The 21,253-nt window shown below is 67.0% G+C and carries 20 protein-coding genes; 9 read left to right on the forward strand and 11 right to left on the reverse strand.

Annotated elements, in window-relative coordinates:
* Positions 1-105 precede the first annotated feature (105 nt).
* Together AC3WTE_RS21490 and AC3WTE_RS21495 are read right to left on the reverse strand one after the other, a co-directional pair.
* Complete coding sequence (locus AC3WTE_RS21490; protein ID WP_492440953.1) at positions 106-1,830, reverse strand: DHA2 family efflux MFS transporter permease subunit; 1,725 nt, start codon at positions 1,828-1,830, stop codon at positions 106-108.
* 194 nt (positions 1,831-2,024) lie between these two features.
* Complete coding sequence (locus AC3WTE_RS21495; RefSeq protein WP_492440746.1) at positions 2,025-3,311, reverse strand: Bcr/CflA family efflux MFS transporter; 1,287 nt, start codon at positions 3,309-3,311, stop codon at positions 2,025-2,027.
* Between the two features lie 186 nt (positions 3,312-3,497).
* Here AC3WTE_RS21495 and AC3WTE_RS21500 point away from each other — a divergent pair, with 186 nt between their 5' ends.
* Both AC3WTE_RS21500 and AC3WTE_RS21505 read left to right on the forward strand, forming a co-directional pair.
* A complete protein-coding gene (locus tag AC3WTE_RS21500) occupies positions 3,498-4,250 on the forward strand; it encodes a hypothetical protein (RefSeq protein WP_492440748.1) in 753 nt (250 codons plus the stop codon).
* Between the two features lie 175 nt (positions 4,251-4,425).
* A complete protein-coding gene (locus AC3WTE_RS21505; protein WP_492440750.1) occupies positions 4,426-8,133 on the forward strand; it encodes a multifunctional oxoglutarate decarboxylase/oxoglutarate dehydrogenase thiamine pyrophosphate-binding subunit/dihydrolipoyllysine-residue succinyltransferase subunit in 3,708 nt (1,235 codons plus the stop codon).
* A gap of 81 nt (positions 8,134-8,214) precedes the next feature.
* On the opposite strand, the gene map is transcribed toward AC3WTE_RS21505, so the two are convergent.
* Positions 8,215-8,976: a type I methionyl aminopeptidase gene (map, locus tag AC3WTE_RS21510; protein ID WP_492440752.1), complete on the reverse strand. Its 762-nt coding sequence runs from the start codon at positions 8,974-8,976 to the stop codon at positions 8,215-8,217.
* Positions 8,977-9,052: 76 nt separating this feature from the next.
* Between map and AC3WTE_RS21515 the strand changes: the two genes are divergently transcribed.
* From AC3WTE_RS21515 to AC3WTE_RS21525, 3 genes are all read left to right on the forward strand, one after another.
* Entirely contained in the window at positions 9,053-9,313 is a 261-nt protein-coding gene (locus tag AC3WTE_RS21515) for a helix-turn-helix domain-containing protein (RefSeq protein WP_492440754.1), read from the forward strand.
* A 140-nt stretch (positions 9,314-9,453) separates the two neighbouring features.
* Positions 9,454-10,290 (forward strand): SDR family NAD(P)-dependent oxidoreductase, encoded by an 837-nt coding sequence (locus AC3WTE_RS21520; RefSeq protein ID WP_492440755.1) that lies wholly within the window; start codon positions 9,454-9,456, stop codon positions 10,288-10,290.
* A 17-nt stretch (positions 10,291-10,307) separates the two neighbouring features.
* Entirely contained in the window at positions 10,308-11,138 is an 831-nt protein-coding gene (locus AC3WTE_RS21525) for an SDR family NAD(P)-dependent oxidoreductase (RefSeq protein WP_492440756.1), read from the forward strand.
* On the opposite strand, the gene AC3WTE_RS21530 is transcribed toward AC3WTE_RS21525, so the two are convergent.
* Together AC3WTE_RS21530 and AC3WTE_RS21535 are read right to left on the reverse strand one after the other, a co-directional pair.
* On the reverse strand, positions 11,135-11,995 hold the full coding sequence (locus AC3WTE_RS21530; protein WP_492440758.1) for a glycine betaine ABC transporter substrate-binding protein: 861 nt from the start codon (positions 11,993-11,995) through the stop codon (positions 11,135-11,137). The genes AC3WTE_RS21525 and AC3WTE_RS21530 overlap by 4 nt on opposite strands.
* A 5-nt stretch (positions 11,996-12,000) precedes the next feature.
* Positions 12,001-13,143 (reverse strand): NAD(P)-dependent malic enzyme, encoded by a 1,143-nt coding sequence (locus AC3WTE_RS21535; RefSeq protein WP_492440955.1) that lies wholly within the window; start codon positions 13,141-13,143, stop codon positions 12,001-12,003.
* 137 nt (positions 13,144-13,280) lie between these two features.
* Here AC3WTE_RS21535 and corA point away from each other — a divergent pair, with 137 nt between their 5' ends.
* Positions 13,281-14,387: a magnesium/cobalt transporter CorA gene (gene corA, locus AC3WTE_RS21540; RefSeq protein WP_492440760.1), complete on the forward strand. Its 1,107-nt coding sequence runs from the start codon at positions 13,281-13,283 to the stop codon at positions 14,385-14,387.
* An 85-nt stretch (positions 14,388-14,472) separates the two neighbouring features.
* Positions 14,473-14,751, forward strand: coding sequence for a hypothetical protein (locus tag AC3WTE_RS21545; RefSeq protein ID WP_492440762.1), 279 nt, complete (start codon positions 14,473-14,475; stop codon positions 14,749-14,751).
* On the opposite strand, the gene AC3WTE_RS21550 is transcribed toward AC3WTE_RS21545, so the two are convergent.
* The 6 genes from AC3WTE_RS21550 to AC3WTE_RS21575 all read right to left on the reverse strand — a co-directional run bounded on the left by AC3WTE_RS21550 (position 14,748) and on the right by AC3WTE_RS21575 (position 20,321).
* Positions 14,748-15,341, reverse strand: a complete 594-nt coding sequence (locus tag AC3WTE_RS21550) for a suppressor of fused domain protein (RefSeq protein WP_492440763.1) — start codon at positions 15,339-15,341, stop codon at positions 14,748-14,750. The two genes, AC3WTE_RS21545 and AC3WTE_RS21550, sit on opposite strands and share 4 nt — an antisense overlap.
* Positions 15,338-16,513, reverse strand: a complete 1,176-nt coding sequence (locus AC3WTE_RS21555; protein WP_492440765.1) for an ABC transporter ATP-binding protein — start codon at positions 16,511-16,513, stop codon at positions 15,338-15,340. The genes AC3WTE_RS21550 and AC3WTE_RS21555 overlap by 4 nt, the downstream gene beginning before the upstream one ends.
* A 3-nt stretch (positions 16,514-16,516) precedes the next feature.
* Positions 16,517-17,353 carry a carbohydrate ABC transporter permease gene (locus AC3WTE_RS21560; protein WP_492440767.1) on the reverse strand — a complete coding sequence of 279 codons (837 nt, stop codon included), beginning with the start codon at positions 17,351-17,353 and terminating at the stop codon, positions 16,517-16,519.
* 1 nt (position 17,354) lies between these two features.
* A complete protein-coding gene (locus AC3WTE_RS21565; protein WP_492440769.1) occupies positions 17,355-18,269 on the reverse strand; it encodes a carbohydrate ABC transporter permease in 915 nt (304 codons plus the stop codon).
* Positions 18,266-19,675 carry an extracellular solute-binding protein gene (locus tag AC3WTE_RS21570; protein WP_492440771.1) on the reverse strand — a complete coding sequence of 470 codons (1,410 nt, stop codon included), beginning with the start codon at positions 19,673-19,675 and terminating at the stop codon, positions 18,266-18,268. Before AC3WTE_RS21570 ends, AC3WTE_RS21565 begins: the two co-directional genes overlap by 4 nt.
* Before the next feature lie 145 nt (positions 19,676-19,820).
* The gene (locus AC3WTE_RS21575; RefSeq protein WP_492440772.1) at positions 19,821-20,321 is read right to left on the reverse strand and encodes a YflT domain-containing protein; all 501 of its coding nucleotides are present in this window, start codon (positions 20,319-20,321) and stop codon (positions 19,821-19,823) included.
* An 80-nt stretch (positions 20,322-20,401) separates the two neighbouring features.
* On the opposite strand from AC3WTE_RS21575, the gene AC3WTE_RS21580 reads away from it, so the two are divergent.
* Together AC3WTE_RS21580 and AC3WTE_RS21585 are read left to right on the forward strand one after the other, a co-directional pair.
* Complete coding sequence (locus AC3WTE_RS21580) at positions 20,402-21,022, forward strand: DUF4190 domain-containing protein (protein ID WP_492440773.1); 621 nt, start codon at positions 20,402-20,404, stop codon at positions 21,020-21,022.
* Positions 21,019-21,249, forward strand: coding sequence for a DUF4190 domain-containing protein (locus AC3WTE_RS21585; protein WP_492440774.1), 231 nt, complete (start codon positions 21,019-21,021; stop codon positions 21,247-21,249). The genes AC3WTE_RS21580 and AC3WTE_RS21585 overlap by 4 nt, the downstream gene beginning before the upstream one ends.
* Positions 21,250-21,253 lie beyond the last annotated feature (4 nt).

The following is a 21,253-nucleotide window of genomic DNA, read 5'->3' on the forward strand; positions in this document are numbered from 1 at the left end:
CAAATCGTGGCCGAAAATCGCCCTGCGGTTACGCTCGCGAGCCATGCCCGAGCCATGCCCGAGCGGAACCCGAGCGGGCGGCGGTGCGTGCCACCACGTACGGCGCTACATCGAATGCAGGCCGTAAACGCCCGGATCGTCGGCCTCGTCATCGCGGTAGTGCCGGCCTCGGCGTGGTGGCACAGGCGCATCGGCCGCCACGAATTCCGGGCGATGCGGGCTGGGCCAGTGGTCGACGTGCATCGGGATAGGTGAGGTGAGCGGCTCTTCGGCCTCGTAGTGCTCGTGGGGCTCGTCCGGTTCGGCGTACCAGGTGTCCCACGACTCGTAAGCGTCCAGATTGTCGCGGTCGACGGTGTACTCGACGTAGTCGTCGTCATCGGGAAAGTAGTTGGGCTCGGGCGACTCCGGAACCGAACCCCGGGATTTAACCAGCGGCATCGCCGTCGCTTGGCCTCGCAGGAACAGCGCGGCGACGACACCGAACAGCGCGACGAACGCCGGCAGTAGCAACGACTGCGACATCGCGGTGGCGAACGGCTCGCGCAGGAACGGCGGCAGCGTCACGGTTGCCCCCTCACCGGCAGGCGGCCGCCCGCCCGTCGGCATCTCGGCGCTGATCCGGGATGTCATGTAGGCGGCCATGCCGGCACTGCCCAGCACCGAACCGACCTGCCGTGTCGCGTTGTAGACGCCGGACCCGGCGCCGGCCAGCCGCGGCGGCAGGTTGCGGGTGGCGGTCGCCGCCAGCGGCGACCAGATGAACGCCATGCCGATACCCATGGCGAAGAAGGGCAGCACCAGCTGCCACAGCGGCGTGGTCGGAGTCAGTCCGAACGACAGCCAGGTCAGCCCGATCGCCAGCGCCGAGAACCCGGACCCGACGATGGGCTGCGGCGGATACCGATCGATCAGCCGACCCACGAGCGGCGCCAGCAACCCGGACACGATCGCCATGGGCGCAGTGAGCAGAGCTGACTCCGTCGCGCTCAGACCGAGGACGGCCTGGGCGTGGAACATCACCGGCAGGATCATCGCGGTGACACAGAAGCCGATGGTGGCCACGGCCACGTTGGACAGGCAGAAGTCGTTGTCGTGGAACACCGTCAACGGGATCAGCGGCTCGTCGGGGTTGACCGACTGCCAGTACACGAACGCGGCCATGAAGCCCACGCCGGCGAGGATCACCAGCCAGATCCACCACGCCCAGTCGTGCGTCTGCCCCTCCTGCAGGCCGAAGACGATGCCGAACATGCCGACGCCTGACAACACCACGCCGAGCATGTCGAACCGGTGCCGTTCGGTGGGCAACTCGGGGACCAGGACCCAGGCCAGGGCCAGGCCGACGATGCCGATAGGGACGTTGACGAAGAAGATCCACTGCCAGCCGAGGTGGTCCACCAGCACGCCGCCGGCCAACGGGCCGACCAGTGTCGCCACGCCCGCAGTGGCGCCCCACACGCTCATGGCTGCACCGCGGCGATCGGGCGGGAAGATTCGGGTGATCGTGGACAAGGTCTGGGGAGTCAGCAGTGCGGCGCCGAGGCCCTGCACCACGCGGGCGGCGATGAGCATCCCGATGCTGCCGGACAAGCCGCACCACAACGACGCCAGCGTGAACACGGCAAGGCCGGCCAGGTACAGGTTCCGCGGGCCGAAGCGGTCACCGAGCCGGCCCGCGACCAGCAGCGGTACCGCGTAGGCCAGCAGGTATGCGCTGGTCACCCAGATCACGCCGTCGTAGTCGGTGCCGAGCTTCTGCATGATGACCACGTTGGCGACAGCAACGATCGTGGAGTCGACCAGGATCATGAAGAAGCCGAACATCATGGCCCACAGGGCGTGCCAGGGTCGACTCACTTGCGCAGCATTCACCGTCGGACTCCGGCGGAAATCAACGTGTGCATGCAATGGGTATCGAGTCTAGCGACCGGCGGATGTGCCGAGTCTCGACTTCGACGCTACGGACAGTCGCGGAACCGAACAAGTAGCAGCTCGTCCTCGCCGCCATGAGTCTCGATGGGCTACGCGCGGTGGCGTTCGTGTCCCGACTCACCCGTGTCACCGACAGCCAGCAGCGCCAGCAGCGCGACCACCACGCCCGTCGTCATCACGCCCGCGAGCGCCAACTCACCGTTGCCGAGCGCGCCGACGAGTGGTGCCACCGCCGCGCCGAGCCCGAACTGGGCGGCGCCCAGAGCGGCGGCCGCGGTGCCGGCGGCATCGGGATGCCGGGCCAGTGCGACGGCGGGTGTGTTCGGGATCACCAGGCCCATCGCGGCGAGCATCGCCCAGACCGGGATCAGGAAGCCCGCCAATCCGCCGACATGCAGGGCCGCCAGCGCGACGAACCCGAGGCCGAACGCCGAGGCGGCGACCAGCGCCACAACCGCGATCTTCTGCGGGGCGAACCGGCGCAGCAGCACCACGTTGAACTGGGTGGCACCGATGAGCGCGATCGCACCGGCCGCGAACACCAGGGCGAAGGTCTGCTGATCCAGGCCATAGTGGCCCTGCAGCACGAAGGCGGCACCCGCGATGTACGCGAACAGGCCGGACATGCCGAGAGCACCGACGAGCACCAGAGCCACGAACCGGATGTCGCTGAGCACCTCGACGTACGTGCGCAAGATGGCCCGTAGTTGTAGCGGACGTCGGTCAGCGACCGCGAGGGTCTCGGGCAGTGCCAGCACCGCCACCGCCAGGATCGCGCCGCCCAATACCGCGAGCGCGGCGAACACCCAGTGCCACGACCCGCGCAACAGCACTGCGGCCCCCAGCGAGGGCGCCAACACCGGTGCCACGCCCAGGACCAGGATCAACCGGGACATCACGACAGCCGCGACCGACTCTTCGAACAGGTCACTCACCACCGCAATGGCCACGACCGAGGCAGCAGCAGCCCCGACGCCCTGCAATGTGCGGGCGATGCCGAGCATTTCGATGTTCGGCGCGAACAGGCACAGCACCGAGGCCGCCATGTGCAGCAGGATGCCGGCGATCAGGGGCCGCCGGCGACCCAGCGCATCCGAGAGCGGGCCGACGATGAGCTGGCCGAGCGCCAGTCCGCCGAGTGTCCCGGTCAGTGTCAGTTGCGCGACCGATGACGACAACCCCAGCTCAGACGCGATCCGGGGCAGCGCGGGAAGGTACATGTCGATGGTCAGGGGGCCGAGCGCGACCAGCAGTCCGAGTACCACGATCATCCGGGTCCGGCTCGGCGTTCGGCGTACCTGCGACGCCTCGGCAGGCGCGCCGCTATCGGTGGCGTCGCCTACCGCTGTCAGATCCACAAGGGGCGATGCTGCCATGAATATGGTTAGCAATGCATACCGGTTTTTTCTTCCCGGCAAACGGGGCGGTCGCTACTGGCCCGGATGGCGCGGCCGGAGTGATCCGCGTTACCAGCTCAGCCGCTGTGGGCACTCAGATGGCCCGCCGATCGTTGACCACGAGTTAGCCTGAATTCCTGAGTACGGAGATGGAGAGGCCGGCCGATGAGTGCTCGCTCCAGCATGAAGGGGCAGTTGCCTGTGAAGCACGACGCCCACGCCGAGGACCCTGGCGCTGCCGCCAAGGCGCTCTCGCACATCATCGAGGGCGGTGCCCGGGTGCAGGCGCCGGCAGTGGCCGCGTACGTCAACCGGTTGCGCGAGCACAACCCCGGTGCCACCCCCGCCGAGATCATCGCCAAGCTCGAGAGGCACTACCTGGCCGCGACCATGGCCAGCGGCGCCGCAGTCGGATCGGCCGCGGTCTTCCCCGGCATCGGCACCATCGTCGCGATGTCGGCGGTGGCCGCCGAGACCGTGGTGTTCCTCGAAGCGACCGCAGTGTTCGCCCTCGCGGTAGCCGAGGTGCACGGCATCCCGGTCGCTCAGCGCGAGCGTCGTCGCGCGCTGGTCCTGGCGGTACTCGTCGGCGATGCGGGCAAGCATGCCATCGGGGATCTGCTCGGCACCGGCCGCACCAGTGGCGCGTGGCTGGCCGACGGTGCCGCGACGGTGCCGTTACCGGCCGTCTCGCAACTGAATGCGCGGCTGCTCAAGTTCTTCGTGAAGAAGTACACGCTCAAGCGCGGCGCCATCGCCTTCGGCAAGCTGCTGCCCGTCGGCGTCGGCGCGATCATCGGCGGTGTCGGCAACCGGTTGATGAGCAAGAAGATCATCGAGAACACCCATACGGCCTTCGGGCCTCCCCCGGCAAGGTGGCGCCAGACGCTACATGTGCTGCCCGAGGCGCGGGGTTAGCAAACTGTCCGCAGATTGATGCACCAATTGGCGGGCTTCCGCCGTCCGTGGAATCGGCCGACGGGTTAGCCTTAGGCGGCACGGGGGCGGGCGACCGCCAACACAACACATGGCGGGTACGCCGGGCTTGGGTCCGGCACCCGTCGCGCAGAACGAAACGAGGCGAATAGCGGCCGTGAGCACATCACCTTCACCATTCGGTCAGAACGAGTGGCTGGTCGAAGAGATGTATCGCAAATTCCGTGAGGACCCGTCCTCGGTGGACCCGAGTTGGCACGACTTCCTGCTCGACTACAACCCCGAACCCATCACGGGCGCAACGGATTCCGCCGCCGTAGCAGCTCCGGCTCCGGTGGCGGCCCCCGCCGCTCCGGCCCCCGCCGCGCCCGCTCCGGCCCCCGCCGCGCCCGCTGCTGCTCCGGCCCCCGCTGCGCCCGCGAAGGCCGCGCCGGCCAAGGCCGCCGCGCCGGGACCGGCGCCCGCCGAAGACTCCGAGACGCAGGTGCTACGCGGCGCTGCGGCCGCTGTCGTCAAGAACATGAACGCATCGCTCGATGTGCCGACCGCCACAAGCGTGCGCGCCATCCCCGCGAAGCTGATGATCGACAACCGCATCGTCATCAACAACCACCTCAAGCGCACCCGCGGCGGCAAGATCAGCTTCACCCACCTGCTCGGCTACGCCATCGTCCAGGCGGTCAAGCAGTTCCCGAACATGAACCGGTACTTCGCCGAGGTGGACGGGAAGCCGACGGCGGTCACCCCAGCTCACACCAACCTCGGCCTGGCCATCGACCTGCAGAACAAGGACGGCTCGCGCCAGCTCGTCGTCGCAGCCATCAAGCGTTGCGACACAATGCAATTCGGCCAGTTCATCGCCGCCTACGAGGACATCGTGCGGCGTGCGCGCGACGGCAAGCTGACGGCCGAGGACTTCAGCGGCGTCACCATCTCGCTCACCAATCCGGGCACCATCGGCACCGTGCACTCGGTGCCGCGCCTCATGCGCGGCCAGGGCGCCATCATCGGCGCAGGCGCCATGGAGTACCCGGCGGAGTTCCAGGGCGCCAGCGAAGAGCGCATCGCCGAGCTGGGCATCGGCAAGCTCATCACGCTGACGTCGACCTACGACCACCGCATCATCCAGGGCGCCGAGTCCGGTGACTTCCTGCGCACAGTCCACCGGCTGCTGCTGGACGACGCCTTCTTCGACGAGATCTTCCGTGAGCTGGGCATCCCCTACGAGCCGGTGCGCTGGCGGATCGACAACCCGGACTCGATCTCCCACAAGAACGCGCGCATCATCGAGCTGATCGCGGCCTACCGCAACCGCGGCCACCTGATGGCCGACATCGACCCGCTGCGCCTGGACAAGACCCGCTTCCGCAGCCACCCCGACCTCGACGTCAACACCCACGGCCTCACGCTGTGGGACCTGGACCGCGAGTTCAAGGTCGACGGTTTCGCCGGCAAGCAGTTCATGAAGCTGCGCGACGTGCTGTCGGTGCTCCGTGATGCCTACTGCCGCCATGTCGGTGTCGAGTACACCCACATCCTCGAACCCGAGCAGCAGAAGTGGCTGCAGGAGCGCGTCGAGGTCAAACACGACAAGCCGACGGTCGGCGAGCAGAAGTACATCCTGTCCAAGCTCAACGCCGCCGAGGCCTTCGAAACCTTCCTGCACACCAAATACGTTGGGCAGAAGCGCTTCTCGCTCGAAGGCGCAGAAGCCGTCATCCCGATGATGGACGCCGCCATCGACCAGGCCGCCGAACACAACCTCGACGAGGTGGTCATCGGGATGCCGCACCGCGGCCGCCTCAACGTGCTGGCCAACATCGTGGGCAAGCCGTACTCGAAGATCTTCAGCGAGTTCGAGGGCAACCTGAACCCCGCTCTGGCGCACGGCTCCGGCGACGTCAAGTACCACCTCGGCGCCACGGGCCACTACCTGCAGATGTTCGGCGACAACGAGATCGACGTATCGCTGGTGGCCAACCCCAGCCATCTGGAAGCCGTCGACCCGGTGCTCGAGGGCCTGGTCCGGGCCAAGCAGGACCTGCTGGCCGGCGAGCATGAGGACAGCGACGGCCATGGCCGCTTCTCGATCATGCCCATGATGCTGCACGGCGATGCCGCGTTTGCCGGCCAGGGCGTGGTCGCCGAGACGCTCAACCTGGCGCTCCTGAAGGGCTACAGCACCGGCGGCACCATCCACATCGTGGTGAACAACCAGATCGGATTCACCACGGCGCCAACCGATTCGCGCTCCAGCGAGTACTGCACCGACGTGGCGAAGATGATCGGTGCGCCGATCTTCCACGTCAACGGCGACGACCCCGAGGCGTGCGGCTGGGTGGCCCGCCTGGCCGTCGACTTCCGCGAGGCGTTCAAGAAGGACGTCGTCATCGACATGCTGTGCTACCGCCGCCGCGGCCACAACGAAGGCGACGACCCGTCGATGACCCAGCCGTACATGTACGACGTCATCGACACCAAACGCGGCGTCCGCAAGACCTACACCGAAGCCCTCATCGGCCGTGGTGACATCTCCATGAAAGAGGCCGAGGACGCGCTGCGCGACTACCAGGGTCAGCTGGAGCGCGTCTTCAACGAGGTCCGCGAGCTGGAAAAGCACGAGATCGAGCCGAGCGAATCGGTCGAGTCCGACCAGACCATCCCGCAGCGGCTGCTGACCGCGGTGGACAAGTCGCTGCTGGCCCGCATCGGCGACGCACACCTGGCGCTACCCGAGGGCTTCACCGTGCACCCGCGCGTCAAGCCGGTGCTCGAGAGGCGCCGCGAGATGGCCTACGAAGGCAAGATCGACTGGGCGTTCGGCGAGCTGCTGGCCCTGGGCTCGATGATCGCCGAAGGCCGGCTGATCCGGCTGTCCGGTCAGGACACCCAGCGCGGCACCTTCACGCAGCGGCACGCGGTCCTCATCGATCGCAAGACCGGCGAGGAGTTCACTCCGCTGCAGCTGCTGGCGACCAACACCGACGGCACCCCGACCGGCGGCAAGCTGCTGGTCTACAACTCGGCACTGTCCGAGTACGCGGCCGTCGGCTTCGAGTACGGGTACTCGGTGGGCAACCCCGACGCCATGGTGCTGTGGGAAGCCCAGTTCGGTGACTTCGTCAACGGCGCGCAGTCGATCATCGACGAATTCATCAGCTCCGGCGAGGCCAAGTGGGGCCAGCTCTCCGACGTCGTGCTGCTGCTGCCGCATGGTCACGAGGGCCAGGGCCCGGACCACACCTCGGGCCGCATCGAGCGGTTCCTGCAGGTGTGCGCCGAGGGCTCCATGACCGTGGCGCAGCCGTCCACCCCGGCCAACTACTTCCACCTGCTGCGCAGGCACGGCCTCGACGGCATCCACCGCCCGCTGATTGTCTTCACCCCGAAGTCCATGCTGCGCAACAAGGCGGCGGTCAGCGACGTCAAGGACTTCACCGAGATCAAGTTCCGCTCGGTGCTCGAAGAGCCCACGTATGAGGACGGCATCGGCGACCGGTCGAAGGTCACCCGGGTGTTGCTGTGCAGCGGCAAGCTGTACTACGACCTGGTGGCCCGCAAGGCCAAGGACAATCGCGAGGACATCGCGATTGTCCGCGTCGAACAGCTGTACCCGCTGCCCAGGCGCCGGCTCGAGGCGACGCTGGCGCAGTACCCGAACGCGCAACAGTACTTCTGGGTGCAGGAAGAGCCGGCCAACCAGGGTGCCTGGCCGACGTTCGGCCTGAGCCTGCCGGAGCTGCTGCCAGACCGCCTGACCGGCATCAAGCGCATCTCGCGCCGAGCCATGAGCGCGCCGTCGTCGGGTAGCTCGAAGGTGCACGCCATCGAGCAGCAGGCCATCATCGACGAGGCCTTCGGCTGAGCTCGCGAGCCTGACGAAATGGTCGCTGTCAGCGGATGACAGCGACCATTTCGCCGTTTCAGGGGGATGCCGGCCGGGAGGTCAACGAGTCAGTACCAGCGGACCCGATTCGGTGATCGCCACGGTGTCCTCGGTGTGGGCCGTTCGGGAGCCGTCAGCCGATCGGATGGTCCAACCGTCGCGGTCGTAGCGGATGCGGTTGGTGCCCGTGGCCCACCACGGCTCCAGCGCCAGCGTCATCCCGGCCCGCAGCTTCAAGCCCCGGCCGGGTCGACCGACGTTCGGCACGTGCGGGTCCTCGTGCATGGTCCGGCCGAGCCCATGCCCGCCGAACTCGACATTCACCGAGTAGCCGTAGTCAGCGGCCACGGCACCGATGGCAGCCGAGATGTCGCCGAGCCGATTACCCGGCCGCGCCGCGTGGGTGCCGGCCGCCAGCGCCTCCTCGGTGGCCCGAACCAGCCGTACGTCGGCGGGGGCGGGTGTGCCGACGATCACGGTGCGGGCCGCATCGGCCACCCAGCCGTCGATGGACACCGCGAAGTCCATGGTGAGCACGTCACCGTCACGCAGCCGATAATCGTGCGGAAGACCGTGCAGCACAGCATCATTGACCGACAGACAGATGACATTGCGGAATGGGCCCGTGCCGAAGGAGGGGGCGTAGTCCCAGTAGCAAGACTGGGCGCCGCGGCGTTTGATCATGTCGCGCGCGTGGTGCTCCAGATCGAGGAGATTGACCCCGACGGCAGCCAGACCACTGAGTTCATTCAGTACTTCTGCCACGAAGCTGCCGGTGATCCGCATCTTTTCAATCTCGGCCGCGGTCTTCAGTTCGATCATGCTGCATCCTCTGGAATGGTATTTAAATACCGAACCGAGCATAGCGGTATTTGAATACCGGCGCTACGGTGGTCCCATGGTCCGCACCCCGCTGAGCCCCGAGCAAGTCGCCGCCGGCCGCCGACTCGGCGCAGCGTTGCGTACCGCACGGGGCACCCGCACTCTCGAAGACGTGGCCCGATCGGCGGGGATTTCCCCCGAGACGTTGCGCAAGATCGAAACCGGCCGCTTGCCTTCTCCCGCGTTCGGCACCGTCATCGGACTCAGCGACGCGCTCGGCATGCCCTTGGAGGTCTTGGCCGAAGTATGGAGACCGGCCCGGGCCGCGGCCTCATAGCCGATAGCAGGATTTGGGATGTCGCTGTGACGCGCCGCATCGACCTATCTGGTCACCGCAACCAAGCCTGCCAAGGGCGGAACCGCGGGTATCGACTAGCCTGACGCCAGGTCAACACGCGTCAACACAAGGGAGTGTTCATGGAGGGCTTCGCCGGAAAAGTCTGCGTCGTCACCGGAGCCGGATCGGGTATCGGTCAGGCGCTCGCCATCGAACTCGCCCGTTCGGGCGCCAAGCTGGCGATCAGCGACGTCAACACCGAGGGCCTCGCGGAAACCGAAGAGCGGATCAAGGCCATCGGCGCTCCCGTGAAGGCCGACCGCCTCAACGTCACCGAGCGCGAAGCCTTCGCGCTCTACGCCGACGCCGTGGCCGAGCACTTCGGCAAGGTCAACCAGATCTACAACAACGCCGGCATCGCTTTCACCGGCGACATCGAGATCAGCCAGTTCAAAGACATCGAACGCGTCATGGACGTCAACTTCTGGGGCGTCGTCAACGGCACCAAGGATTTCCTGCCGCACCTGATCGCCTCGGGCGACGGCCACGTCATCAACGTCTCGAGCGTCTTCGGCCTGTTCGCCGTCCCCGGCCAGGCCGCGTACAACGCTTCCAAGTTCGCCGTCCGCGGCTTCACCGAGGCCCTGCGCCAGGAGATGAAGCTCGCGGGCCACCCGGTCAAGGTCACCACCGTGCACCCCGGCGGCGTCAAGACCGGCATCGCCCGCAACTCCACCGCTGCCGAGGGCCTGGACCCCAAGGAACTGGCCAAGACCTTCGACGCGAAGCTGGCCAAAACCACACCCGAACGCGCCGCCACGATCATTCTGGAAGCGGTCCGCAAGGGCCACGCCCGTGTGCTCGTCGGGCCGGACGCCAAGCTGCTGGACCTGATCATCCGGGCCACCGGCTCGGGCGCCTACCAAGACCTGTTCTCGCGGTTCACGTCCCGCGTGATGCCGTCGCGTTCGCACTGACCACTCAAGGAGCACTCATGGAGGGATTCGCCGGCAAGGTCTGCGTGATCACCGGAGCTGGATCAGGTATCGGCCAGGCACTGGCCGTCGAGCTGGCCCGCTCGGGCGCGAGCCTGGCGATCAGCGACATCGACACCGAGGGTCTGGCCACGACCGAAGAACTGGTCAGCGCCATCGGTGCCCCGGTGAAGGCCGACCGCCTCAACGTCGCCGAGCGGGAAGCCTTCGCGGCCTACGCCGACGACGTGGTCAAGCACTTCGGCAAGGTCAACCAGATCTACAACAACGCGGGCATCGCCTTCACCGGTGACGTCGAGGTCAGCCAGTTCAAGGACATCGAACGGGTCATGGACGTCGACTTCTGGGGTGTCGTCAACGGCACCAAGGTCTTTCTGCCGCACCTGATCGCCTCGGGCGACGGTCACGTCGTCAACGTCTCGAGCATCTTCGGGCTGTTCGCGGTCCCCAGCCAATCCGCTTACAACGCCGCGAAATTCGCGGTGCGCGGCTTCACCGAGGCGCTGCGCCAGGAGATGAAGCTCGCGGGCCACCCGGTCAAGGTCACCACCGTGCACCCCGGCGGCATCAAGACCAACATCGTGCGCAACTCCACCGCGGCGGCCGACATCGACTCCGCGGGCCTGAACAAACTGTTCGACAGGGCGGCCCTGACCACCCCGGAACAGGCCGCCAAGATCATTCTCGAAGCGGTGCGCAAGGGCCATGCCCGGGTACTGGTCGGACCCGACGCCAAGATCATCGACGTGATCGTCCGGATCACCGGATCAGGCGCCTACCAGGGGTTGTTCGCGGCCATCGCAGGACGGGTACTCCCGAAGCTCGGCTAGTGGTCGAGCGGGTGCTGGGCCAACCACGCACCCGCCACCGCCGCCGGGTCGGCACCCTTGTCGACCTGACCGATCATGTCGGTCAGCGTCGCGGTATCCAGTTCGCCGGCAATTCCGTTGAGCGCCAACACCTGTTGCTCAGCCAGGACATTGCGGCGGTACAACGGCACCACGTTCTCGGCGCGGATCAGCGCGGTCCGGTCCGTCAGCACGGTGACTCCTGCAGGTGCCGCCGGCGCCGCCGTCGAGGTCCACGCCAGTGTCACGGCACCCGCCTTCAGTGCCGCGAAAAGACTTGCGGTATCCGGAAATTCACGTGCCACCGGCAAGACGCAGTCCCCCACCCGCTTGGGATGGGCGGCCCGCACCACGACCCCGACGGACAGGTCACGACAATGGTTCGGCAGCGCCGCGGCGTCGCGGGCACCCCACGTCGCCGCCGTCGCCTCGGTAACCGCGACGGCCGGTTTGTCCTGCGCTGACGCCGTGTAGTCGGCCGCGGCCACGCCTTCGGGCAGCGCGGAGATCATCGAGCGGTACACCTGCTCGTCGGCCCGCGCCGTGGCGTGCGGGACGAACCTCGCGAGCAGTTCACCGGTCAGACCCGGTGCCACCGTGACATCAGCGGAATCAAGGGCCTCAACAGGATCCGGGACCAGGCGCACACGAGTCGGGATACCGAAATATCCCAGCGCCGCCGAGTACAGATGGGCCAGCAGCTTCGACTCGTTGGTCGGGGCTGCACCGACCGTCAGCGCGGGGGCCGGCGGCGCAGGTTGGTCGCTGCCGCAGCCCGCCGTCGTCGCGGTGAGCAGTGCGGCCAACGCCACACCGCCCGCCGCGACCCAGCGGTTCACGATGCTCAGGCTTGCGATGCGGCAGCCACTGCGGCTGCCACCGCCGGACCCACGCGCGGGTCGAGCGCGCTGGGCACGATGTAATCGACGGACAAGTCATCACCCACCACGGAGAAAATGGCTTCTGCGGCAGCCACTTTCATCGCTTCGGTGATGCGGCGGGCACCGGCGTCCAACGCTCCGCGGAACACGCCCGGGAAGGCCAGCACGTTGTTGATCTGGTTCGGGAAGTCGCTGCGGCCGGTGGCCACGACCGCCGCGTACTTGCGCGCGGTGTCCGGGTGGATCTCCGGGTCCGGGTTCGACAGCGCGAACACGATGCCACCCGGCGCCATGGTGGCGATGAACTCTTCGGGCACCACACCGGCGGACACCCCGAGGAAGACGTCAGCCCCGTCGAGGGCTTCGGCCACACCGCCGGTGATGCCACGCGGGTTGGTGTGCTCGGCCAACGTCGCCTTGAAGGAGTTGAGGTCGCCGCGGCCCGAGTGCACGATGCCCTTGCTGTCGAGGACGATGATGTCGCGGATACCGCTCTCGAGCATGATCTTGGTGCACGCGACGCCGGCCGCACCGGCGCCGGACACCACAACCTTGAGGTTGTGCATGTCGCGCTCGAGGACCTTGGTGGCGCCCATCAGGGCGGCGAGCACCACGATGGCGGTGCCGTGCTGGTCGTCGTGCATGACGGGACAGTCCAGCGCCTCGATGACGCGGCGCTCGATCTCGAAACATCGCGGAGCGGAGATGTCCTCCAGGTTGACGGCGCCGAACGTCGGACGCAGCCGGATGAGGGTCTCGACGATTTCGTCGGGGTCCTTGGTATCCAGCACGATCGGAATGGAGTCCAGGCCGCCGAAGGTCTTGAACAGGGCGCTCTTGCCCTCCATGACCGGCAGAGAAGCCGCCGGTCCGATGTCGCCGAGGCCGAGGACGGCGCTGCCGTCGCTGACGACAGCGACCAGGCGGTTGGCCCAGGTGTACTTCTTGGCCAGGGTCGCATCGGCCGCGATGGCGCGGCTGACCTGGGCGACACCCGGCGTGTAGGCGATCGACAATGCGCGCTGGGTATCCAGTGGCTCGTTGAGGGCTACGGAGAGCTTGCCCCCTTCGTGGGCGGCGAAAATTTCCGCATCGTCGATGACCACCTGGGGCGTGCGCACAGCACCTGACTTATCTGACACCGCGTCAGGCTACTTCACACAAAAGCTACCCGCCGGTTACGCGTAGCATTTGCCAGGGCCGTACAGTGCCGCAAAGTCCGCCCCACGGGAGGTCTCACCGCATGCCCTCGTTCCGCGCACTTCAACCTTCGAACTTTCGCCCCATCCCGAAAAAGGCCGCTACCGGCCCCGACGCCAGTTCTATCCACGTCCCCGTGGCGCGCGCCACGGTGGACTGTGGCGTCTACTCCATGGGCGAACGCGTGCCCGGCAAGTACACCCACGGCGCCGCCGTCGCCAAGGTGCACGAACTGCGCGCGGCCGGACTGGAGGCGTTCGTATGGATCGGGCTGCACGAACCTGATCAGCATCAGATGCAGGCTGTGGCCGACGTCTTCGGTCTGCACGAACTCGCCGTCGAGGACGCCGTCTGCGCGCATCAGCGCCCCAAGCTGGAACGCTACGACGAGACCCTGTTCCTGGTGCTCAAGACGGTCAGCTATGTCGAGCACGAGTCCGTGGCCAACGCCCGGGAGATCGTCGAGACCGGCGAGATCATGGTGTTCGTCGGGCCGGACTTCGTGGTCACCGTCCGGCACGGCGAGCACAGCGGCCTGGCCGGCGTACGCCACCGGCTGGACGAGTCGCCCGGCATCCTCAAACTCGGGCCATATGCGGTGATGCATGCCATCGCCGACCACGTCGTGGACAGTTACCTCGAGGTCACAGCGCTGGTCGAGAAGGACATCGACACCATCGAGCAGACCGTTTTCTCGCCCCGGACCCAGACCGACATGGAGAGCATCTACCTGCTGAAACGCGAAGTCGTCGAGCTGCGCCACTCGGTGAACCCACTGACCATGGCGCTGCAGCGGCTGCTGTCGGACCACAACGACTTGATCTCGAAGGAAGTCCGCCGCTACATCCGCGACGTGAACGACCACAACAATCAGGCCGCGGAGCGGATCAAAGGCTTCGACGACCTGCTCAGCTCCCTGGTCAGCGCGGCACTGGGCAAGGTCGGCATGGAGCAGAACGTCGACATGCGCAAGATCTCGGCGTGGGTCGCCATCGCCGCTGTACCCACCATGATCGCGGGCATCTACGGCATGAACTTCGACAACATGCCTGAATTGCATTGGCATTATGGATACTTCGCGGTCCTGGCGGTCATGGTGACGGTGTGCACGGGGTTGTACCGGACATTCCGGCGCAACCATTGGCTCTAGCTCGTGAACTGACGGCGACGCGGCGCCGAACGGCAGCTTTCGTAAAACGCAACGCGGAATGCCGCAGGTCAGGCATGATTTCGAGATGAAAATCGGAACCACGTCCCTCGCGGTGGCAGTCGCCTTCGCGAGTGCTGCGCTTGCCGGCGTCGCCGCGCCGGCCGCCCACGCCAACGGTGCGGACGCCGTCATCAGAGACCTCGAGAGCGAGGGCTACACCGTGAGGCTCAACTGGCTCAACGGCAACAAGCCGACGCTCCTTCCACGCTGCACGGTGGTCCGGGTCAACAACCCATCCTCCGACGAACCGGCCGAGGGCGACGTCGTGTGGGCGGATATCTCCTGCCCGAACAACACGTCCTAACTCGGCTCGGCAGCGCGGCGGCGTTGATCGAGGACGTCGACGCCGTCCTGCTGCCAGGCTTCGCGCATGGCGTCGGCGCCCTTGAGTCGCACCCAGGCGGCCTCGGTGGCGGTGATCGGCGTCGCGGTCAGGATCCGCACCGGCTGGTACGGCTCGGGTAGCGTGACGTCGCCAATGTCGCTGGTGCCCAGCAGAAATGCGGTGAACGCCGCGCCCTGCCATACAGGTCCCTGAAGATCGATCAGGGCATCCGGCTCCAGGATCAGACCTTCGACGGTCGGCGCGGACGCCAGTATCGCGATGGAGCGGGCCAGACCCTGGGGCGTCGGGCCACGCAGGGACAGCACGGCCTCCGCACGTGGACCACTGATCCCGTCGGCCAGCATGTCCGTCGGGTCCGCCATGGGATGGCGCGAACAGCCTAGGGACACATAGTGATACACGTCGCCATCGGTGGGACCGAAGCGCAGCACCTCGATGGGGTCGGCACCGAGGAAGGTGACGCTGGCGCCCACCGGCACTGCCGCGCTGCCGCGGCCGGCGAAATACGCCGCCACATGGGTCCTTACCGCTCCGAGAACGTCGGTCACTGCGGTAGTGACAGGTTGCGACCCGTGGCCGGGTCGAACAGGGTCAGTTTGGACGTGTCGAGAGCCAGCTCGATCTTGCTGCCCGCGGTTGCCGACGACTTGGCCGAAACCCTTGCCACATAGGTGTTCTCACTCGAGCCGGCGTCCACGGTGTCGTGCGCCAGCTGCTCCAGCTGGGCAGCCTGCGCGCCGGTACCTTCGATGCGGAAGTGCACGTACTTGTCGGCGCCGAGCGACTCCACCAGCTCGGCATCGACCTCGAAGGTCAGTGACTGGATGCGCGCATAGGCGTCGATCACGGAGGCGTCGTCGAACTGCTCGGGGCGCACGCCCGCGATCAGGTCGGCCGACGGCCGGTGCCGGTCCAGCGCGGCGCGGGCCTCGTCGCTGAGGGTCACTTCGCCGAACGGGAGCTGCACTCCGACGTCGGTCCGGCTGGCCGGGAAGAAGTTCATCGACGGGGAGCCGATGAAGCCCGCGACGAACAGGTTCGCCGGCTCGTTGTACAGCTCGTCGGGCGTGCCGACCTGTTGCGCGACACCGCCACTCATCACCACCACCCGGTCGCCCAACGTCATCGCCTCGGTCTGGTCGTGGGTGACGTAGACGGTGGTGGTACCCAGCCGGGCCTGCAGCCGGGCGATCTCGGTGCGCATCTGCACCCGCAGCTTCGCGTCCAGGTTGGACAACGGCTCGTCCATCAGGAATGCCTTGGGGCTGCGCACGATGGCGCGGCCCATCGCCACGCGCTGACGCTGGCCGCCGGACAGCTGGGCGGGCTTGCGGTCCAGAAGTGGGGTCAGGTCAAGGATTTTCGCGGTTTCCTCGACCTTGGCCGCGATCTCGGCCTTCGGCATCTTCGCGAGGGTGAGCGGGAATGCGATGTTCTGCCGCACCGTCATGTGCGGGTACAGCGCGTAGGACTGGAACACCATCGCGATGTCCCGGTCCCGCGGCTCCTTCTCGTTGACCCGTTCGCCGCCGATACGCAGTTCGCCGGAGCTGATGTCCTCCAGCCCGGCAATCATGTTGAGTGTCGTCGACTTTCCGCACCCCGACGGCCCGACCAGGATGAGGAACTCACCGTCGGCGATGGTCAGCGACAGGTCCTGCACGGCCGTCGCCCCACCGGTGTAGCTCTTGGTGACGTGGTCCAAAACGATTTCGGCCATGAATTACCCCTTCACCGCACCGGACGTCAGGCCCGCGACGATTCGTCGTTGGAAGATCAGAACAAAGATGATGATGGGCACCGTGATGACCATCGCCCCCGCGGCGATGGAACCCGTCGGTTCCTCGAATTGCGAACTGCCCGTGAAGTTCGCGATGGCCACCGGCGCCGTGATCGCCCGCTGCGTGGCGGTCAACGACAAGGCCAGCAACAGGTCGTTCCAGGCGAAGATGAACACCAGGATCGCCGCGGTGACGATGCCGGGAGCGGCCAGCGGGGCGATCACCTTCCGGAAGGCCTGCCCCGGCGTGGCGCCGTCCATCTTGGCGGCCTTCTCCAAATCCCACGGGATTTCCCGGAAGAACGCCGACAGGGTGTAGATCGCCAGCGGCAGCGCGAAGGTGATGTACGGCAGAATCAGGCCCGGCCAGGTGTCGAACAGCCCCACGGTGCGCTCGATGTTGAACAGCGGTGTCACAAGCGAGATCTGGGGGAACATCGAGATCAACAACGCCAGACCGACCAGCAGCCGCTTGCCCGGGAAGTCCAGGCGCGCGACGGCATAGGCCGCCATGCCACCGATCGTCACCGCGACGGCGGTGGTGATCAGCCCGATGCCGATCGAGTTGACCAGCGCCGAGCCGAAGCCGCCACCGGTGAAGATGCCCTTGTAATTGTCAAACGTGACCTGACGCGGAATCAGATTGCCGTCCTTGACCGTTGACGTCGGCTTGAGTGACAGCGAGAAAATCCACAGCACCGGCAGCAGCGCATACACCACCACCAGGACGTTGACCACACCCCAACCGGCCAACCGGCCGCCGCGTGTCTGATCGCTCATCTCACCGCACCTCGGCTTCCGCCCCGGGCGCCGCGGCACCGAAGATCTTGATGTAGATGAACGCGATGATCGCGACGGTGGCGAAGATCAGCACGCTGATCGCCGAGCCAAGCCCGATGTTGAACGCCTTGAACAGGTTGTCGTAACCCAGGATCGACACCGAGCCGGTGTTGTTGGTGCCGCCAGTCAGCACGTAGATGTTGTCGAAGATACGGAACGCATCCAAGGTGCGGAACAGCAGCGCGACCAGGATGGCCGGTTTCATCAGCGGCAAAGTCACTTTGGCGAACCGTTGCCAGCGGCCCGCGCCGTCCATCTGGGCGGCGTCGAGCAGATCCTGGGGCACCAGCACCAGCCCGGCCAACAGCAGCAGCGACATGAACGGGGTGGTCTTCCACACCTCGGCCAGCACCACGATGGCCAGCGACGGCAACTGCTCGGTCAGCGGAGCGCTGCCCGTGGGCAGCAGGTTCGCGAGGTATCCGGTGCCCGGTGTCCACGCGTAATACCAACTGTAAGAAGCGGCTACGGTCACGATGCCATACGGGATAAGGATGGCGGTGCGCACCACGGAGCTGCCGAACATGGTCCGGTGCATCACCACCGCCAGCGCCATGCCGAGCACGAACTCGATGGCCACCGACACCACGGTGATGCCGAGGGTGACTACGAAGGCCGTCCACCAGTAGTGGTCGGTGAGGATCGTCGTGTAGTTGTCGAGCCCCACGAATCGGGTCTCCCGCGGCGCCGCGAGGTTGTCCCGGTGCAGGCTCAGCCACACCGCGTAGCCGACCGGGTACGCGGCCACGGCCAGCATCACCAACACGGCCGGGGCGATCAATGCATACGCGAGACGGCGCTCGGGGTGGTCGATGCGGCCCGGGGCCGGTCTGTTCACTCGGCGAGCCTCGCTCACGGGATCAGTCCCTTGCCGTCGATCGCCTGCTGCACCTCGGCGGTCAGCTTGTCTGCGGTGGCCTCTGGGTCGATCTTGGTGATCGGTGCCAGCGTCGCCGAAATCCGCGTCGAGACAGCCTGATACTGCGGCGTGGCGGGCCGCACCGCGGCATCGGCGAGTTGACGACGGATCACCGCGTACTGCGGGTACTTGGCCTGGAACTTGGGCTCGTCGTACAGCGATGCGCGCACCGCGGGCAGTCCGCCCTCCACCGATGTGTACTCCTGATTTGCCGGGCTGCGCATGCACCGGATGGCTTCGAAGGCCTCGGCCTTGTGCGTACTGTCCTTGCCCACAGCGAGATTCAGCCCACCGATGGTGACCTTCGCCGGCACCCCGGGCTGCACCGACGGGTAGTCCGCGAAGCCGAACACCTTCTTGCTCTCGTCATAGGCGGTGTTGAATTGCGCATCGTCGGGCGCGAAGGTGCCGACGTCGTTGATGGCACTCTTGAGACCCGCGCGCTCGTTCAGCCGGAGGAACGGCACGCCGCCCTTGACCGCGTTCTCGAGCATGGACGGCAGCACGAACGGCCAATTCACCTCGAGCGCGGCCTTGCCCTGCTCGAGCGCCAGCCGGGCCGTCCCCTCGTCGGTCTGGGTGATCGACGGGTCGGCACCGGGCGCCGTGGCCACCGACTTGATGACCTGCAGCGCCCTGACGGTCGCGGCCCGATGCTCAGGGGTGTCGGTCAAGGTGACTTTCTTGCCGTCGTCGGACAGCACGCTGCCGCCCGCACTGGTCAGCAAGGTGTTGAACCAGACCACCAGGCCCTCGTACTGCTTGCCCTGAACGGCAATCCAGCTGGGTCCACCGGCGGCATGCAGCCGGGTCGCCTGCGCCACCATCTCATCCCAGGTGGCCGGCGGCTCGGGCATCAGATCGGCGCGGTACCAGAGCATCTGGGTGTTGGTCGTGATGGGCGCGGCGAACAGCCGGCCCTTCCACTGCGCGGTCTTCAGCGGACCGGGCAAGGTGTCGTCGGCGGCGTCGGCCTCCGCTTTTGCGGCCGGATCGTCGGCCAGGGGCACAGCCCAGCCGGCCTCGGCGAACTCTGCGGTCCACACCACGTCCAGGCCCATGATGTCGAGGCTCTTGTCGTTGCCGGTCAGCCGGCGGGCCAGCTGCAGCCGCTGATCGTCGGCGCCCTTGGGCAGACTGATCTGCTTGATACTGAAGCGGCCATCGAGCTCGGCATTGCACCGCCTGGCGAGCGCCGAGAAGGTCGCCATCTCATTGGCCGAGGTGTAGACGTTGACGACGGTGCCGCCGGCACCGGACCCGCACGCGGACACCAACGTGGCGGCCGTGCACGCCGCCGCACCCGCTGCCAGCGCAGCCCGCAGCTTTCCCGCGCGCACCACGGACGCCTCCTGTCTCACGGGAACCTCCCGCGCGCAAACCGTAGAGCGCAGAAGGTGTGCCATGCAACATATCGTCGGCGTCGGAGCCGATCAGGTGCCTCAGTGGCGACGTCGGGAGCCGATCAGGTGGCCGGCCCCGGAAGGCTCAGAGCGACAGCCGACCCAACAGATCACGCCCCTGCTCGGCGCACACCGGATCGCACAAAACGTCGTACCGGCCGGCGACCAGTTGCATGGTCGAGCTGAAATCTCTTGTGCCGCGCGACATCGCGTATTGCACGCCGGAGGTGATCAAGCCGAAGAACACACCGGCGATCAGGCCGGTGAGCAGCGATCCCCACGCGTTGGTGCCGAAAAGGCCCAGCACCAGCCCGATGAACAAGCCCAGCCAGGCGCCGGTCAGGATGCCGCCGCCCAGCACGCGCGGCCAGGTGAGCCGTCCGGTGACCCGCTCGACCTGCATGAGGTCGACGCCCACGATGGTGACGTGCTGCACCGGAAACTGTTGGTCTGACAGGTAATCGACGGCGCGCTGCGCCTCGGCATAGGTCGGGTAGGACCCGATGGGCCAACCCTTCGGCGGGGTCGGCAATCCGGCCTGTCCGCCCGGACCCGGGGTGCGGTCAGGCTGCAGCGGATTCGTCATGCCCCTGGTCTCCTGTCACTCGCCGCGGAACGCACTTCTGCTACCACGATGCCATGATCTCTTAGGCTAGGTTGGTCGGCATGACAAGTCCGGGCGCGGAGTCAGGGCAGCCCTCCTGGGATCCGTCGCGGCCGGCCAGTCAGTCGGCCCGGCCGGCCGGCACCGACGCCGAAGCGACCAGCGACTACCCGGTGTACGAATACCCGCCGCTCGAAGAGCCGGGGCCCACCGCGGCGCCCTGGCAGCAGGGTCCGGCCGCGCCCCAGCCCCACTTCCAACCCCAGCCACCGACAGGCCCGTTTGCCGCGCCTCCCGGCCCACCGCCGGGCTTCTACGGTCCCCCGCCCGCCGCGCCGTACGGCCCACCGTCGGGGTTCGTGCCGCCGGCCGGCTTCCTGCCGCCCCCGATGTATTCGTCGTACCCGGCGCCGCCGGCGAACGACGGCATGGCCATCGGATCGCTGGCGTGTTCGCTGGTCGCATTACCGCTCTATTTCATGTGCTTCATCGGTCCGATCATCTCGCTGCTGGGCATCGTCCTCGGCATCGTGGCCGTGATGCAGGGCAAGGGCCGGCCGCGGACCAACGGCCGCGCCATGGCCATCGCGGGAATCGCCATCGGTGGCGTGTCCATCGTCGTCGGCCTGCTGGGCTTCGCGCTGTTCTACGACTGGGCGATTCACCAAGACCCGAACTTGTGATCAGCGCACGGGTCAACCGACTGGCGGTCGGCTCGGTCGTGTGCGCGCTGGCCGGTGTGGTGCTGGGCCCCGTGGCGCTCATCGGCGTGGGACTCGGCGTGGTCGCCTACGAGCGGATCCCCGGCAGCGGCACCCGAGGCCGCGCTCTGGCGCTCAGCGGCATCGTGTGCGGCGCCCTGGCGTTCCTGCTCAACCTGTTCCTGGTCGTGCTGGTCCTCGGCGCGTAGCCGA

Source organism: Mycobacterium sp. FW102-FHT13B02 (assembly GCF_058790275.1).

Coding starts and splice junctions, on each gene's coding strand:
- AC3WTE_RS21515 (WP_492440754.1), top strand. CDS start 9,053: ATGGTCCGCACCCCGCTGAGCCCCGAGCAAGTCGCCGCCGGCCGCCGA.
- AC3WTE_RS21560 (WP_492440767.1), bottom strand. CDS start 17,353: ATGAGCGATCAGACACGCGGCGGCCGGTTGGCCGGTTGGGGTGTGGTC.
- AC3WTE_RS21575 (WP_492440772.1), bottom strand. CDS start 20,321: ATGACGAATCCGCTGCAGCCTGACCGCACCCCGGGTCCGGGCGGACAG.
- map (WP_492440752.1), bottom strand. CDS start 8,976: ATGATCGAACTGAAGACCGCGGCCGAGATTGAAAAGATGCGGATCACC.
- corA (WP_492440760.1), top strand. CDS start 13,281: ATGCCCTCGTTCCGCGCACTTCAACCTTCGAACTTTCGCCCCATCCCG.
- AC3WTE_RS21545 (WP_492440762.1), top strand. CDS start 14,473: ATGAAAATCGGAACCACGTCCCTCGCGGTGGCAGTCGCCTTCGCGAGT.
- AC3WTE_RS21520 (WP_492440755.1), top strand. CDS start 9,454: ATGGAGGGCTTCGCCGGAAAAGTCTGCGTCGTCACCGGAGCCGGATCG.
- AC3WTE_RS21580 (WP_492440773.1), top strand. CDS start 20,402: ATGACAAGTCCGGGCGCGGAGTCAGGGCAGCCCTCCTGGGATCCGTCG.
- AC3WTE_RS21495 (WP_492440746.1), bottom strand. CDS start 3,311: ATGGCAGCATCGCCCCTTGTGGATCTGACAGCGGTAGGCGACGCCACC.
- AC3WTE_RS21490 (WP_492440953.1), bottom strand. CDS start 1,830: ATGATGTTCGGCTTCTTCATGATCCTGGTCGACTCCACGATCGTTGCT.
- AC3WTE_RS21555 (WP_492440765.1), bottom strand. CDS start 16,513: ATGGCCGAAATCGTTTTGGACCACGTCACCAAGAGCTACACCGGTGGG.
- AC3WTE_RS21525 (WP_492440756.1), top strand. CDS start 10,308: ATGGAGGGATTCGCCGGCAAGGTCTGCGTGATCACCGGAGCTGGATCA.
- AC3WTE_RS21500 (WP_492440748.1), top strand. CDS start 3,498: ATGAGTGCTCGCTCCAGCATGAAGGGGCAGTTGCCTGTGAAGCACGAC.